Annotated in this window: 16 protein-coding genes; 8 read left to right on the plus strand and 8 right to left on the minus strand. The window is 64.7% G+C overall.

All coding sequences use genetic code 11. The features are described from left to right. The first annotated feature begins 329 nt into the window (after nucleotides 1-329). The 5 genes from AOA14_RS16240 to AOA14_RS16260 all read left to right on the plus strand — a co-directional run bounded on the left by AOA14_RS16240 (nucleotide 330) and on the right by AOA14_RS16260 (nucleotide 6,087). Complete coding sequence (locus AOA14_RS16240; protein ID WP_202988301.1) at nucleotides 330-1,190, plus strand: helix-turn-helix transcriptional regulator; 861 nt, start codon at nucleotides 330-332, stop codon at nucleotides 1,188-1,190. A gap of 194 nt (nucleotides 1,191-1,384) precedes the next feature. After that, entirely contained in the window at nucleotides 1,385-2,551 is a 1,167-nt protein-coding gene (locus tag AOA14_RS16245; RefSeq protein WP_062902540.1) for a tetratricopeptide repeat protein, read from the plus strand. 19 nt (nucleotides 2,552-2,570) lie between these two features. Then, nucleotides 2,571-3,770 carry a hypothetical protein gene (locus AOA14_RS16250; RefSeq protein ID WP_062902541.1) on the plus strand — a complete coding sequence of 400 codons (1,200 nt, stop codon included), beginning with the start codon at nucleotides 2,571-2,573 and terminating at the stop codon, nucleotides 3,768-3,770. Further along, nucleotides 3,665-4,705, plus strand: a complete 1,041-nt coding sequence (locus tag AOA14_RS16255) for a tetratricopeptide repeat protein (protein WP_202988302.1) — start codon at nucleotides 3,665-3,667, stop codon at nucleotides 4,703-4,705. Before AOA14_RS16250 ends, AOA14_RS16255 begins: the two co-directional genes overlap by 106 nt. Then, a complete protein-coding gene (locus tag AOA14_RS16260) occupies nucleotides 4,702-6,087 on the plus strand; it encodes a tetratricopeptide repeat protein (RefSeq protein ID WP_082819970.1) in 1,386 nt (461 codons plus the stop codon). Before AOA14_RS16255 ends, AOA14_RS16260 begins: the two co-directional genes overlap by 4 nt. Before the next feature lie 443 nt (nucleotides 6,088-6,530). Here the strand turns inward: AOA14_RS16260 and AOA14_RS16270 are convergent, their stop codons facing one another. Next, entirely contained in the window at nucleotides 6,531-6,989 is a 459-nt protein-coding gene (locus tag AOA14_RS16270) for a hypothetical protein (protein ID WP_062902545.1), read from the minus strand. Between the two features lie 9 nt (nucleotides 6,990-6,998). Further along, nucleotides 6,999-10,001: a Ti-type conjugative transfer relaxase TraA gene (traA, locus tag AOA14_RS16275; protein ID WP_062902546.1), complete on the minus strand. Its 3,003-nt coding sequence runs from the start codon at nucleotides 9,999-10,001 to the stop codon at nucleotides 6,999-7,001. A gap of 172 nt (nucleotides 10,002-10,173) precedes the next feature. On the opposite strand from traA, the gene AOA14_RS16280 reads away from it, so the two are divergent. Then, a complete protein-coding gene (locus AOA14_RS16280) occupies nucleotides 10,174-10,497 on the plus strand; it encodes a conjugal transfer protein TraD (protein ID WP_062903224.1) in 324 nt (107 codons plus the stop codon). Between the two features lie 16 nt (nucleotides 10,498-10,513). Beyond that, nucleotides 10,514-10,729: a conjugal transfer protein TraD gene (locus AOA14_RS16285; protein ID WP_062902547.1), complete on the plus strand. Its 216-nt coding sequence runs from the start codon at nucleotides 10,514-10,516 to the stop codon at nucleotides 10,727-10,729. On the opposite strand, the gene AOA14_RS16290 is transcribed toward AOA14_RS16285, so the two are convergent. The 4 genes from AOA14_RS16290 to AOA14_RS16305 all read right to left on the minus strand — a co-directional run bounded on the left by AOA14_RS16290 (nucleotide 10,726) and on the right by AOA14_RS16305 (nucleotide 13,276). Beyond that, entirely contained in the window at nucleotides 10,726-10,932 is a 207-nt protein-coding gene (locus tag AOA14_RS16290; RefSeq protein ID WP_082819971.1) for a hypothetical protein, read from the minus strand. The two genes, AOA14_RS16285 and AOA14_RS16290, sit on opposite strands and share 4 nt — an antisense overlap. 221 nt (nucleotides 10,933-11,153) lie before the next feature. Then, the gene (locus tag AOA14_RS16295) at nucleotides 11,154-12,074 is read right to left on the minus strand and encodes a nucleotidyltransferase and HEPN domain-containing protein (RefSeq protein WP_062902548.1); all 921 of its coding nucleotides are present in this window, start codon (nucleotides 12,072-12,074) and stop codon (nucleotides 11,154-11,156) included. Between the two features lie 63 nt (nucleotides 12,075-12,137). After that, complete coding sequence (locus AOA14_RS16300; protein WP_202988303.1) at nucleotides 12,138-12,374, minus strand: sigma factor-like helix-turn-helix DNA-binding protein; 237 nt, start codon at nucleotides 12,372-12,374, stop codon at nucleotides 12,138-12,140. An 8-nt stretch (nucleotides 12,375-12,382) separates the two neighbouring features. Next, on the minus strand, nucleotides 12,383-13,276 hold the full coding sequence (locus AOA14_RS16305) for an ArdC family protein (protein ID WP_062902550.1): 894 nt from the start codon (nucleotides 13,274-13,276) through the stop codon (nucleotides 12,383-12,385). Nucleotides 13,277-13,855: 579 nt separating this feature from the next. Here AOA14_RS16305 and AOA14_RS16310 point away from each other — a divergent pair. Further along, nucleotides 13,856-14,083 (plus strand): helix-turn-helix transcriptional regulator, encoded by a 228-nt coding sequence (locus AOA14_RS16310; protein WP_062903226.1) that lies wholly within the window; start codon nucleotides 13,856-13,858, stop codon nucleotides 14,081-14,083. Nucleotides 14,084-14,148: 65 nt separating this feature from the next. Here the strand turns inward: AOA14_RS16310 and AOA14_RS16315 are convergent, their stop codons facing one another. Continuing rightward, nucleotides 14,149-14,472 (minus strand): DUF736 domain-containing protein, encoded by a 324-nt coding sequence (locus AOA14_RS16315; RefSeq protein ID WP_062902551.1) that lies wholly within the window; start codon nucleotides 14,470-14,472, stop codon nucleotides 14,149-14,151. Between the two features lie 361 nt (nucleotides 14,473-14,833). Continuing rightward, a complete protein-coding gene (locus tag AOA14_RS19895) occupies nucleotides 14,834-14,998 on the minus strand; it encodes an excalibur calcium-binding domain-containing protein (protein ID WP_238929679.1) in 165 nt (54 codons plus the stop codon). Nucleotides 14,999-15,026: the final 28 nt, after the last annotated feature.

Here is a 15,026-nt window from a genome sequence, read left to right on the forward strand (position 1 = left end):
AAGCCTTGACGAGGATAAAACAGAAGCGTCATCTACAGTGCCCCTTGCTCTTGCCATTTCAACCAAGGTGACGACAATGCCCCCATTGGCCGCCGTGGGGACTATGAATGCAGGACGAACTCGTCGATCGGATTTACGAATGCTCGGCGGTGCCGGAGGCATGGCCGGCGGTTCTGGACGAAGTGGCAACGCTCGCCGGATCGACGGGTGGGCTCCTCTTCTCGGCGCGCAAGGCGCTCCACTGGACCGCTTCCGAGCGTGTTGCTGACGTCTTTGCAGCCTATGTCGAGGAAGGATGGTTCGGCAAATGCAGTCGGCGCGTCTGCCTGATGGGCCGTGAGGAACCGTCCTTTTTCGTGGAGCATGATTTCTGGAGCGACGAAGAAATCGATGCCGACCCGGTGTATCGCGACTTTTTCCGTCCGCGCGGACTGGGATGGTCGGCGGGAACCGGGGTCCAGGTGCCGACCGGTGACAATATCGTTTTCAGCGTCGAGCGGGCCTATTCTGACGGTCCCGTGGCCACCGAGAGCGTGGACCGACTCAACCTGCTACGCCCGCACCTGGCGCGCAGCGCGCTCGTCAGTGCTCGTATGCAGCACAAGCGCGCGCAGGGCGCCGCCGAAGCGCTGACCGCGATGCAACTGCCTGCCTTCCTGCTTCGCGCTGGCGGGGAAGTTGTCGAGATGAGCCCGCTAGGCGCCGATGTTTCATCGCTTGTGATATTGGGCGCGCACGGCCGCCTGCACCTGGCGGATAGGCAAGCCGATGCGCTTCTCGACGACGCTCTCGCATCGCTGACCTCGGCGCCCGACATCAGTGCGCGTTCCTTTGCCGTGTGCGACTTAGCGGGATTGCCCCGGCAGGTTGCGCATCTGATCCCGGTCCGGCGCGGCGCGCACGATGTTTTCGGGGATTCATACGCCTTGCTGCTGCTGGTGCCGGTCGCATCGGATCGGGTGCCGTCGGCAACGCTGCTGAAGTCGCTTTTTGACCTGACGCCATCGGAAGCGCGCGTTGCCAGTGGTATCGCCCGCGGCCAAACGCCCGAGGCAATCGCCGCATCGGGCAGCGTCGCCATCAGCACGGTGCGCAGCCAAATTCGCAGTGTGCTCGAGAAAACGGGCAGCTCACGACAGTCCGACCTTGCCGGGCTGCTGGCCCGGATCGGCGCAACCGCCCCGAATTAATCGAAAAAGATCGGCCCTATCCTCCATCTGGAGGATGAACCGCGCGCGGGCTTGGGCTCTATTCGCAATCGCTGACGGCGATCTGCGACCCACCGCCGCCACAACCCGCCCGATCACAAAACGGGCTCGGCGGTCGACCGCTCTCGACAGGCATTGGAGGGCGCGCGACGAGGAGCGTCGGTCGCATCGAAACGATGAACGAATTCGAGGGGGGACGTTCAATTTCTTGCGATTGCGAAAATAGGAAGGGCGCGGGCACCGAGCTTTATCGACGGGCAACATCATTCGCAGCCTGGCTGGCGGCGGCACTGTTCGTGGCGAACATTATCGCAACCCCGGCGTCCGCGCAGACGTCCGCCGACCCGTTCGCATTGCATCAGGCCGGGCTTGCGGCGGAAAGGCGCGGCAACATGACGCTGGCAATTGACCGCTTCGACCGCGCCTGCGCCATGAAGCTGGCGCCATCTTGCACGATGGCCGGGCTTGCCAGGCTGGACAGTGCGGAAGGCGGCGAAGCCTTGCTGGCCGCCGCGCGCGATCTTGCGGCCGGGTGCCTCGCGGGAAGTGATTTCGCCTGCGCGAAAATGGGGGTGGCGCTAGGGAAAGCCTCCGCTCACGCAGCCGGCGGTGAAGGCTTCGTCGCAATCGCGTTGCTCCAGATGGGCGAAGATTGCCGCGCGGCGCCCGACGGTGGCGCCTGCCACGACGGCGCCGCCTTGCTGCGTGCCGAGGAGCGTGGCGGCGCGGACATGGACGCGGTCCGCCGCTACGCAGCAAAGGCGTGCGCGCGCGAAGCCCGCTCGGGCTGCTTGCCGGCGGCGGCGTCCACGCGTGACCAGAGCCAAGCTTCGCGCAGCGCATCCACCCGTTGCCGCAGCGGCCGCGCCGATGGGTGCACGGCGCTGCTGGATCTCCTTTTGAAAGTCGACGAGCAACCGGCGGTGCCGAATGCGTTGACGACGCTTGAGCAGGCCTGCGCCGATCGCGTCGGTATCGCCTGTACCAAGCTTGGCCTCTATTATACGCAAGGTCCGGTCGCCGCGCGCGACGATGGCGCGGCTCGCCGCTTTATACGCGCAGGCTGCGACGGCGCAGTCGCGCAGGCTTGTTTCGTCTTCGCGGAGATGCACCGGCAAGGCCTCGGCGGCCCCGTCAATGAGGCGCGGTCGCTCGCGCTGGTGCGCCACGCTTGCGACCTTGGCTCGGCCGAGGCGTGCGAAACATTAGCGGCAATCATCGAGAATGCGCGCGCGCCATCAGGCTGCGGGCAGGACCCCATCGCGCTGCGCCAACGTGCTTGCCGGCTTGGCAGCTACCGCGCCTGCGGAGCGAAAGCTCCACTCTCCCCTCCACCGGCTTGAAAGGCAGGTCATTCCCTTCATGATCAATCCCAAACCGCTGTCTATATTGCCCATCGCTCTCGCGGCCGTGCTGACCGCAGCGGCCACAGACGCGCGCGCGCAGTCCAACGAGGAAAAGCTGCGTTCGATGGCGCAGTTCTATGGTGTGGCGACCTATGCACTGGGTGCCAACGAGCGCTGCGACCTGCTCGATCAGGGCGAGTATCGGGGGCTGATCGTGCTTCGCGACGCGCTCGCCCGCGATCTGTCGCGCGCCACGACCGCCGAAATATTCGCTTCGTTGAACCATTTGCCGACCGGGATGAAAGACTGGGACAAGGGATGCCTTTCGCGCCGCGCGCACGGTACCGAATGGGGTCGCATCGACCGCGCCCTGTTGATCGCGCATGCCGTGCAAGCGGCGCCCGCCGCCATCGCCAGCGACCCCGCGACATGCGCGATGGACGACTATGGTTTCCGCCTGCCCCGCTCGGACTGGAAGATAGCAGCTGCGACGGCCGCCCGCCATCATGGCGGCTCCGACCGCACCACGTTCGAGGGATTGCAAAAAATGTTCGCGGGGCTGGTCGAGGCAGACTGCGCGCGGGCCTCGACCTCACGCCTCATGCAAGCCGGATTCGATACGCTTTGGCACGTCGAAGATAATGCGCAAGCTCTCCCAGGCGCTGGCACCTCGGCAAGTCCCGGTTCGTCGCTCGCGGGCAAATATCAATCGGTGATCGCGGTCAGGAAACTGGGGTCGTGGCGATTGCGACACGGGCCATTTACCGGCGACATGCTACGCGACGGGCTCAATAGCTATCGCCTCGCCGAACGCGGCGACGGCCCCACGGCCTTCATGCACCTGACAAGCGCGGGGCTTTTCGGTGGTCCAGCAGGACAGATCCTGTTCCGCCCGAGCGGCGGCTGGGCCGTCCACTTGGGCGGTAACGCAGCGGCCATTGCAGCACGCCTGAGCGACGGAACGAACATGCCGCTCACCAAAGTAGCGGGAAGCGGATCGGCAGGCCTTGGCTCGGCGCGTTTTGAACTGCCCACGGCGTCGGTAGCAGCGCTGGCCGACAAGGCCGATGCGACCGAAGTTCAGCTCGCCTGGCAGGATGGCGACGGCAAATGGACGCCCTTTCTGGGCTTGGGCCGGAAGCCCGAGGTGCAGAAATTCACGCTCGGCCAAGTGCGACAGGCAATCGCCTGGGCCACGGTGCCTCGGCCCGAATGATGCGCAAGTTGCAGCGGCCTCTCGTCGCCTTGGCATTCGCCGGCTTGTTTGCCTGCTCCTCGCCGTCGGCGGCACAGTCGCGCGACGGCGATACGACAGATCTGACCTCCACATGCGAAGTCGGTCGAGACGCGCAAGCGTGCCTGCGGCAGGCGATCCGGCTTTATGAGGGCAAGAAGCAGGCCAGGGACGACGTCGGCGCTCGCCGTTTCGCCGCCAAGGCGTGTGCCGAAGGAAATGCCGAGGGCTGCAACTTCCTGGCCGCGATGCTCGAGAAGGCTATTGGCGGCCCCGCCGACCGCCCGTCGGCGGTCCGCAATTATCGCCGGGCGTGCTTCGAGGGATACGCAAACGCCTGCTACAACCTTGGCCAACTCTTCTATCGCGAGGCTGCGAGCAATGATGAGGTGGCGGAAGCCCGCGCCTTGTTCGCGCGGGGGTGCGACGCGCATATCGCCGATTCCTGTAACAATCATGCGGTGATGCTGAAGTTCGGCGAGGGCGGACCGCGCGATCTGCCCGGCGCCCGAGCCGGGTTCGATGCCGCCTGTACGGCGGGCAGCAACGAGGGATGCACCAACTACGGCTACATGCTGATGATGGGCGAAGCAGGCCCAAGGGACATTGGGCGCGCCGCCGCGTTGCTCGACGCAGCCTGCACCGCGGGCGCAGCAAATGCGTGCGACAATATGGGGGTCATGCTGATGAACGGCATGAACGGCCCTGCTGACTTCGGCAGCGCAGGCAAGCTGCTTCGCAGGGCCTGCACGCTGGGCAGCCATAGCGGCTGTTTCAACCTCGGCCAGATGCTGACGAAGGGACCGGAGCATATCCGCGATCCCGGCGCGGCCAACGCCGCGCACAAGGAAGCTTGCCGACTTGGTCACAAGCAAGCCTGCACCCTCACCACTGAACCAAGGCAACCAGGAGCATGACAATGTCTTTTTCTTCACCCCTCCGCCCTTTGGTCCTGATCCTCGCGGCCGCAGCGTTCGCGGCGCCGGCATTCGCCCAAAGCGGCGACCCCGATGATCTGGTGGACAGCCTGGCAACCGAATCCAAGGCGGAACTTGCAGCGTCCGAAGCGCGGGTGAATATTTGGTTCGCCAAGGCGGATATCCAAGCGCTGAAGGCGCGCGCTGACGGGGGCAGCGCATCGGCGCAGGTCGAATTCGCCGACAGGATCCGCGACGACCTGCTCGGCGAAGCCTGGGCGCGCGAAAAGACCCGGCAGCAGATGCTGAAATATTATGCGCTCGCGATGGCGCAGAACAATGGGCTGGCGTTCGCGCGGGTCGGCGAAATTGCGGAATCGCCGGACTATAGCTGGAAAATGAAGCGGGGCTCGCGCGACCGCAGCGAGGCGCGGTCCTACTATGAAAAGGGCGCCGCCCTCGGCAACCGCGAGGCGGTCGCCGGCTATCTCAGAATCGCGCTCGATCCCGATTTTTGTAGCTTCTGCGAAGACAAGGGTGAGCTGAAATATGATTTTGAGAAGCTCAAGGCCTTGAAGCTTTTCGACAAGGGACCGGGCGAACATTCTATCGCCTACCGCACCGAAAAGACCGCAGTACTGACCAAAGCCATCAAATTTGCCACCCCCGTTCGGCTGCGACCGGGGGATGCGGCGGCGCACTTGCTGGCCGCAAAATATCTGACCGGCGTGCAATATCCCTGGCGGGCCGGCGTGGGGATCACGCCGTCGCAATCGCCTGCCTGGCAGTCGCTGGCCGGCGACTATCTGCTACCGCGCAACACGGCAAAGGCGATCGAAATTCTGACCGAACTGTCGATGCGAGGCGACAATCTCGCCAGTCGCAAGCTCGCTTCACTCTATTTCACGGGCAAGAATGACGGAGGCGGCGCGGTGCTACGCGATTTTGACAAATATATCTTCTACATGGACCGCGCGGTGACTAACGGCAGCGTGCTCGCAGCAAACGAACTTGGATTTGAGCTGCTGTCCGGACGCAAGCTCCCCGCCGATCACGCGCGCGGCTTCGAATATATCGCGAAGGCCGCGCTTAAGGGATATGGGCCCGCCGAACTATCCGCCGGCTATGCCCTGCGCGACGGGCGCGGCGTGACCAGGAATGAAGCGCAAGCGCTCGAGATGTTCAAGCGCGCCGCCGATCATGGCGAGCTCGACGGGGCGGTGCAGGCCGCCGCGATGTATCGCGCCGGGCGCGGAACGACAAGCGGCCGAGCCGAGGTCCCGAACGCTTATGCATATGAAAAGAAAGCGGAAGCGATGCGAAATCTGACCCCCGCAATGGCCGAACTTGTGCGCCGCGGGCATCAGGACAAGTTCGATTGATCCGACCCCAGACTGGGGAACCGGGCGGCCGATGGCCGCCATATGAAGTTCGGCTACGCTATGCGCATGATCAGCACGTTTTCGCTTCTGAGGCTCTGAATGGTGCCTGACCGACGCGAGCCCCGGGTATTAACGAGATCCATGCTCTTCACGACCGCGGCGATTATGAGGATCGCTGCAGTTCGCCGAACCGCTATACCGCAGCTGCGGCGGCAAAGCTGTCTGCTGATGACAAAACTCTCCGTGGAAACGGGCAGGCAGACATTCGACAGGGCGCGATTTTTCGAGAGCTCGACCGCCTACCGGATCAGCGGGCCGAGATTAATTGCCCGGCAGCGACCGACCACGGCCGGGTGCATCCGCTTTCGGAACACTGCCGAAACTGAGCTTATGACTGATATGAGGCGCGAAGCCGCCCCCTCCTTCAACCTTCGGCGCAGGAACTAGGTCGAGAGAACCACGCCGACGAGCGCCAGGAATGCGCCACACAATAACCCGCCCGTTGCCGCCCAAGTGACCCACCAGTCCTGCTCGTGGGTCGAGCGGCGCTGTTTGATCATGCCCTCGACGCGGCCAAGCATGCACGCCAAGGTGTGGCGTGCTTCGCCGATCGATTTGGCGTCATCGGCTCGGTAGCTCATCAAAGCTTCGTGTATCTCCGTAGCGATCGTTCGCGGCGTGAGCTGCATCGCCGGCTTCCCGTCGATGCTTTTGATGTGCTCCTCGATCTCGCCGAGGCGTGCGTCGATATCGCGCAGGGTGGGCAAATAGTCGGGAAGCTTTTCCTTCGCCGATGTGAGGCCCTGGATCGCGGTTCGCTGCAGGGAGATTTCGCGGCGTAGTTCCTCGAAGGCATTGGCGGCATCGGCGGCGGGCGGGGTTTGGGCGGGTTCCTGGGTCATGTACGCACGCTACATCGATATCCCCATACTGCGTCCACGCCCGAGATATTGCTGGAGATCGTGAGACAGCGATCCTGTCGCAGAGGATTTCAGGCCGAGGTCCGCGCGGCGGCTTTGGAGCAGCGACTCGAGCTGCGGGTCGCGGTGCAGGTTCATCGCCATTTCGTTGAGATTGGCGCGCGCCGCATCGCGCGCGGCATAGGTCGGTGCCTTGCGCGCCTGCATACTCTCCGTCTTCCACGTGGCAACGAACAGCTCGGCGCGCTTATCGAGCTCAGCTGCAAGACGCTTTGCTGCAGCGGCCTGCCGCACCTGCTCGCGCGCGGCGCGGTCGACGGCTGCCCGTTCCGCCGCATGTTCGGCGGCCCGGGCCGCGACCGCGCTGTCCATCGCGGCGATCGCGCCCACGGTTCGTCCTTCCGCTGCCTCGCTGGCCAGTTTGTAGCTCTTCCCGAACGCTTCGCGCAGATCGCTCGCGCCGTCGGGCCGAAGCGCATCGAGCGCATGCCGCGCTTCGCGATAGCGCTCAAGCTCGTGCGGCAGTTCCTTCCCGCCGGCGCGCCGGACATCGACGATCTCCTTCGTCACTCGCGCAAAGCGCTCGATCGCCTTGTTGAGCGCCGACGGCGGCGCAGCCGGATCGAGAGCGCGGGCGCTGACGCGGACGTCCGAGAGATTCGCCGCTCGGCGCAGCCTCGGCTCCTCCTCCTCCGGCAGCGGTTCGCGCGAGACAGTCAGCTTCAGCCCATCGAACATGCTACGCTTCGGTTCGGCCGCCTTGGGCGGCTGCTCGGTCCCCATATTCTTGGCGCGGTAATCGCTCGCCATATCCTTGCCGCGCTCGCGGCCGAGCGTGCGCACAAGCTTTGCCTGACTGGCAAAGTCATCCTTGCCATAATGGACGTCGATTGCCTCGCGATGCCGCGACATCGCCACGTAAGCTCCGTGCCGGTCCATGCCCGGTGTCGCGAGCAGCTGCACGCGATCGACCGTCATACCCTGCGCCTTGTGGATCGTCGCCGCATAGCCATGATCAACATGGGCATAGTCCTTCAGATCGAACGCCACGCGTCGCCCGTCGTCGAGCGTTACCGCAATACGCGCAGGACTGACGCTGTCGACGCTACCGAGCGAACCGTTCTTCACGCCGAGGTCACGTTCATTCTTGAGGAACATAATGCGGTCGCCTGCCGCGAAGCTTCGCTCGCCACGCTCGACAGCGAGCGCAACCTCATTGCCGAGCGCCCCGCCCGCTTTCAGCCGCTCGCGCACCGCCTCGTTGAGCTCACGAACCTCGTCATTGGTGTGGGTGAGGATGATCCGGCTCGCATCGGGATAGGCCTGACGATCCCGATCCCACGCATCGACGAGTTCGGCTCGCGCGCCCTCGCGCGTGTCGGCGACGCGCACAAAGCCTGCCTCTGCATATCGCGCGATCGCCTCGCCGGTCCGCCCGGTGGCAAGCTCGCGCGTCGCATCGCGCTGCCACTCCTCCTGCTGGCGGCGGATGTCCATGATCTCAACAGCGCCGTGACGCTCGGCCGCCGCCCGGAACGCCGCGCCCGCTTCGATCGCCTGCAACTGCTCGGGATCGCCGACGAGAACGACCTTCGCGCCCTGTCGCTCCGCTTCCGACACGACGCGCTCGAGCTGGCGCGTGCCGACCATACCCGCCTCGTCGATGACGAGGATGTGTTTGTCGGTAAGCCGTTCGCGATCATTGGCCCATTGATATTCAAGGCTGGCGAGCGTGCGTGAGCCGATCCCCGAGCCATGCTCTAGCCCCTCCGCCGCAATTCCCGACAGCGCGGCGCCCTGCACCTGATAGCCCGCAGCTTCCCAGACCTCGCGAGCGACACCGAGCATCGTGCTCTTTCCCGTTCCGGCATAGCCGATGACATTGCTGACGCCGCGTGCCGATGTGACATGTTCGAGCGCGCCGCGCTGTTCGGTGGAGAGATCGAGACCGCGCTTCGACGCGCGCGACAAGGCGAGTTCGCGATGACGCTCGGCAACGCCATGATGACGCCGCGCGTCGAGCGTCGCCGTCGCGCGCTCGAGGCGCTGCTCGGTCTCGATCATTGATTTGGACGTGAACCGGTCTTCGCCGCGCCCGTCCTTGCCAAGCGCAACCAGCTCGGGCGATGCCTTCACCGCCGCCATCACCGCATCGAACTGCTCTTTTCCGTCGCTGTGCCGGTGCACGAACATCGCGAGGTCACGGGTCGTGAACGTCGCCTGGCGGTGCGTGATCGCGTCGAGAGCGATGCTTGGATCGGCAAGGATCTTATCGCCGTTCGAGCGCGCAATCTCCAGATGCTCGGCGAGCCGATCGGCCTCAAGCCCCTGCCCCGCCATGCGCGACGCCGCGGCGCCGATCTTGTGCTGCGGCTCAAGGTCGATGCCTTGGGCTTCCAAAGTGCGATGATCGACGCGCGCATCGATGTCGAGCGAAGCCAGCCGTTCGTTCACATGCGCGGCCCAGGCTTCGCGCCAATGGGTCAGCAGTTCGGTGCGGTTCCAGTCGCGCACCTTCGCGCCGAACTCTGCCGACCCATCCTCGCCGATGCGGATCTCGCGCATCGTCAGCATGACGTGCGCGTGCGGTTTCGCCAGGCCATCGGCGCCGACGTCCCAATGGACATTGAGGTCGGCGATCATGCCGCGCTCGACGAATTCGGATTGCACAAAATCACGGGCGAGCGCGATGCCCTGTTCGTTCGTCATCTCGCGCGGGATTGCGAACTCAATCTCGCGTGCGAGCTGGGCATCCTTTCGAAGCTCGGCGGCCTCGACGTCATTCCAGAGCTGTTCACGGTCGAGCCACGCCTCGTCCGTCCCCTCTGGCAGCAAGACCTCGCTGTGCACGACGCCCGTTTTGTTGGAGAAGTCGTGGGCACGGCCGAGGCGCTCATCGTGCAGGCGATCGGCCGAACGATAGGCCGCTGCCGCAACCGCGCTGCTTCCGGCAGCACGCGAAATCACTTTTGCCGAGAAATGGTAAAGCGCCATAGCGGCGTACCATTTACAGCAAAACAAGCACGTCGGCACGACGTATAAGCGCGCCCTTGCCCGATTTGATCGCGCTCGGGATCACAAAGTCGCAAGATATTTCAGCGCCTTGCCGGCCCTTGAGACTCGGCATAGCTGGTTCGTCCGACCCACTCAAATGGAAGGACAGACGATGCGCAAACCCCGTGATTATGACGCCGAGCTCCAGGCCCTCACCGACAAGGCGAAGGCGCTCAAGTCCAGGAAGCAAACCCAGCTCGGCGAGCTTGTCATTGCAACGGGCGCCGATGTGCTGTCGATTGAGCAGCTTGCCGGCGCATTGATCGACGCGGTCGGCGCCGACGCGGTGCGGAAGGAGGCGTGGCGCAAGAGCGGCGCGACCTTCTTTCGCGGGGACGGCGCCCACGCTCGCAAGGGCACTCGCAGCAACGCGGGCGGCGCATCGGCGAGCGATGCAGGCGCGCAATCGCATTCAGGCGAAACGAGCGCTGAATGACACGCGGGCGTGGCAGGTGAAGCGGCGCGAGCGCACGCGCCAGCTGATCGAGCTGGGGGGCCTGGTCGCGAAGGCGGATCTCGTCGAGCTCACCGGCGACGATCGCGCCGTCATTCTGGGGCTACTTGTGGAAGCCGCCGCGACGCTACGCGGCGAAGCGCGCGAGAGGCAGTTGACGCTCTGGCGACAGCGCGGGAAGCGCGCGTTCGAGGCTGCCCCGATGGAGGCCTAGCCGCGCGGCTTGACCGTCACCCAGACATAGATGGGTGCGGCAAATTTGCCAGGCGCCGGTTTGCCGACATCGATGCGTTCCGCGGTGACCAACTCACCGCTCTCGAGGTTGAAGCTCGCCCAGGGCTTGGGCATGCGCCCGAAGCTCATCTTTTGGATTGGCTGGCCGGTGGCCGTGTTCATGATCGTTGCGGTAATACCCATGTCGCGCCGGTAGCGGCGGCAAGTCGATCCTGTCTAGCCATAAGCGGAACAGGATTCAGATTGCTGTTGCCGCGCTATTTTGCCTTGGCGGGGCCGCTGCCGCAGGCTTGCGGCCACCGCCACGCCCCTTGGCGCCGAGCCCAAACCGCTTCGCCAGTTCGCGGCGCTTCTCGGTGTAGCTCGGCGCGCTTATCGGACAGTCTTTCGGGCAGGCGGCGCGATTACTTCGCTTGCGCCTCCAGCAGCGCGATGCGCTCTGAACAAACGGCATGAACCGCGCGGCCCAGCTCTTCGACGCGTTCGCCGAGCCAGCGCAGTTCCTCTTCGGTGATCCGGTAATGCTTGCTGTAGCGCGCCTTCACATAGGCTTCCTTGAGCTTCTCGAAGCGCGAACGGTCGGCTTTCATCTCGCGCGGCCAGGCATCGACCAAACGCATGTCGATGCGCTCGGCCTGCGTGCGAAGGAATCCGAGATTGTGGACATGCGGCGAGTAGAAAGTGCAGACCAGAAGGACGCAGTGATAAAGGCGTTCAGTCGTTTGATGCAGGTCGAATGCGGCCTTCTTCAGATCGCCATCATTTAACGCGTGCTTATAACCGCGGAGGAAACTCTGCGCCGTGGGCAGCCAATCCTCAAAATACTCCTGCGCCATCGCCAGAGCCTGCTGCGGCGTCTTGGGCTTCGGGGTGTGGAGCGGCTTGTCGTCGCTCTCGTAGAGCGCGATCCCGTCGCGCGCGACGTCCATGAAGAAATACCGCCCGTGCGCGAGCCCGTCGTTCACTTCCTGCAGCGTGTGAACGATGAAGTTCACCGGGGTCTTGAGGGTCTGGTCGATCAGAAGCTCCCGGGCAAACCGGTCGTCGAGCTTCGACCAGACATCGACCTTGTCGATGAGCCGCTTGTCGCTGACGATGATGAGCAGGTCGAAGTCCGAGCGATAGCCCTTGGCGGTGTGCGGCTCATCGACCCAGCCGCCGCGCGCATAGCTGCCATAGAGGATGATCTTGTCGATGCGCCCCTTCTTTTTCCAGCTCATCGTCGCGAGCGCGATGCTGTCGGCGAATTCCTCGAAGATGATCGCCTTCACGCGCTCAAGTTCGCGCTGCTTGGCGGCCGGAAGATGATCAAGGTCGGTACGCATGATGATTATCACCCTGTAATCGCGCGGGCCGGATGGCAAGCGCCATCCGGCCCGCCCGCCTTCCTAGAGCCCGAATCGCCACCACCATGGATCCTTTTCGTCCATCGCGATCATGAGGACGCGAAGGGCGCCCGCAAAATGCCATTCGACATCGGCGACCGTGATGCCGAACCGGGCGGCGATCTCGGGATAGCCGAGCTCCTCGACGCGGATCGCAAGGAAGACCTTGCGGTCCATCTCCTCCATCCGATCGACGGCGCGCTCGGCGCGCCACAGGCGAAGCCGGTCTTCGCGGGACATCCGCACGCTCATTGTTCGTCTCCGGCGAACGCCAGCAGATAGTCGCTCGCCTTGCTGGCCGCGCTTGCCGCGCGGAAGATCGCTTTCTCGTCCCCGCGCAGCACCGACAGCCATGAGCCGATGTAATCGGAATGCCGGACCGTCGGCGCGATACCGAGCGAGGCGCAGGTGAACGCGGCCGCCATCTCGGCGACGAGTTCCTCTTTCGCATAGGCCTCCGATCCGAACCCGCCCTTCTGATCGCGGTCCAAGCGGCTGGCGTGCCCGGTCCAATGCCCGAGCTCGTGCAGCGCGGTGCGATACCAGTTGATGGGCTCGTGGAACGCCGCCTGCGGCGGCACCTGCACAAAGTCGTGGCTCGGGCTGTAAAAGGCCTCGCCGCCACCGATCTGGAAGCGCGCGCCGCTTCCCGCAATCAACGCGTCGGCCTCAGCAATCGCCAGCACCGCATCGGGGCTGACCATGGGGGCGGCGTAATCCTGGGGCAGTCCCTCGCACTGATCGACGTTGAACACGACGAAGCGCTTGAGGAACGCAACCTGCCGCGCTTCGCGATCCTCGCCGCGCGCTGCTTCGGCTTCGGCCTTGGGTGTGAACCAGTCAGCGTAACAGACGACCGTGCCCTTCTCGCCGCGCAGGACATTGCCGCCTGCGGCTTCGGCCTGCCGATAGGTGAGCCAGCGCTGCGAGCCATAGCCTTTAGCGATGCCCTCGGCCCAGAGGATCAGCACGTTAATCCCGCTGTACCTGCGCGCCGTTCCGGCATTCTGCGGCATGGTGCATCCGCAGGCTGCCTTGTCCCAAGGCTGCACCCAAGGCAGCCGCCCGTCTTCGAGCTCCGCAATGATCCGGCTCGTGACCTCGCTATAGAGGCTCGCCCGCTCGTTCCTGTCCTTGACCATATCCCTTCTCCTTCCAACCGCGGCCCGGCCCGGAAGGGGCGCAGGGGGGCGGCAGGAAGGAGCCGGCAGACCCGCATGAACGGGCGGGGTGCATCCGCAGGATCGTAACGCAGTGGAGAACCCGCAGCGCGGGTTGCGGCCGGGCCGGGCGGGGCTAGAGGCGAGTGACGCTCCCCTGTGTCCCTCCCGTGCCGGGACCAAATGACGCCGCCGCGAAGCGGCGACCGCATCCGCGCCAGCGGCACCTGCCCCCATGCGAATCAAACCGAATCGGCGCCGCTCGCGGCGCGTCATTTTAGGCGCGGCCGTCCCCGACGGCCTCATTGACGGCCTCAAAGTCCAGCTGCGACGCCGGGGGCGAGACGATTTGAGAAAAATATGTTCGCCTACGCCACAGCACGCTGCAGCCCTCCAGGATACGCCAGCGTACGCCAACCTACGCCGGCGCACCTACGCTAAACTACGCCAGACTACGACGCAATAAATGGCGCTTTTCTGCGGTGTTGACGATGCCCCTCTCAATGGCCTTCAATGCTCTCACGCCGGAACATGATCCCCCTCAACATGGAGAAGCATCACATGGCATATCAGTCCCCCCTTCGCCTCATGCGGCTCACCGAAGTCCTCAACCTGACCGGGCTCAGCCGCGCCACCCTCTATCGGAAGATCCGCGCCGGCACCTTCCCGCCGCAGCACAAGCTCGCGACACGCTGCTGCGGTTGGCGTGTCGGCGAAGTCGACATCTGGCTTCGCAACCCCATGTCCTTCACGCTCGCCGATCTCGAGCGCGCTCGCGACGCTGCCTGACGATTCAACTGTCCCGGCAGGGCAGATCCCCGCGCCGCAGATCGCGGCGCGGGGCGGCTGCCGTCTCAGTCGACCGCGTTCCAGATGATCGCATAGGCGTCATCGCTTTCCTGGCCGGCAGCGCGGCCGAGGTTGGCATAAAGCCGGCGCGGCCCAAACTCGGGCGCGGCGAGGCTCAGCGACACATAGCGTTCGCCTGACTGCTGGCCGACGCGGATCCAGCCGGCACCGATCTCGACGCCTTCGGAATAGACCCGGTAGTCGGGCTGAACGTCACCGCTCTTGCTGCGGTTGGTGCGGATCTCGATCGCCGCGCGGATCGAGAGGGTCTTGAGCTGGCCCGCGAAACCCTTGTCGATGGTGCCGTTCACAAAGCCGATAGCTGCCATTGGTCGTCTCCTTCACTGTGCCGCGGGACCATCCCTGCGGCATGGGCGGACCAGGGACCGGCGCTTGAGGCGCTCGGCGAACCTGCAAGGCCGCAGCGCAGCGGAGGAGTGCGGGCGGCGTGATTATGTGAAGCGAAGCGGCCGCGAGGAGACTGCGCAGCAGGCGGGGACATAATCGCGCCGCCCGCACTTTCGCGGGGCGCCGCGCCGGTCCAGGTCAGATCGCCCGCCGCCGGGTTGGCTCCGGAAGGGTGGAGCTCCCCACTCGGCATCGACGTAAACGGTCACTCTCCAGAAAAATGAGGGGCTCAGCACATGGAAATGACTGCGACCGCAGGGTCCGGTGCGAATTCCGCACTGTTCAGCGGGGCCGATAAGGCTCGCATGCAATACCGTCACCGTCGCCGTCCATCTCCGGACGGTAACCAGGCTGACCACGATAAATGGGCGCAGCTCCTGCGGCGCGGGCCGCCCGGCAATTGGGATAATAGACCGAAGATCGAGGGGTTTGCCGAGGAACAGCCAACGAACGCGGCGGCAGCGACTTCGCCTGA

Origin of the sequence: Sphingopyxis terrae subsp. terrae NBRC 15098 (assembly GCF_001610975.1) — a bacterium.
Taxonomy (GTDB): Bacteria; Pseudomonadota; Alphaproteobacteria; order Sphingomonadales; family Sphingomonadaceae; genus Sphingopyxis; species Sphingopyxis terrae_A.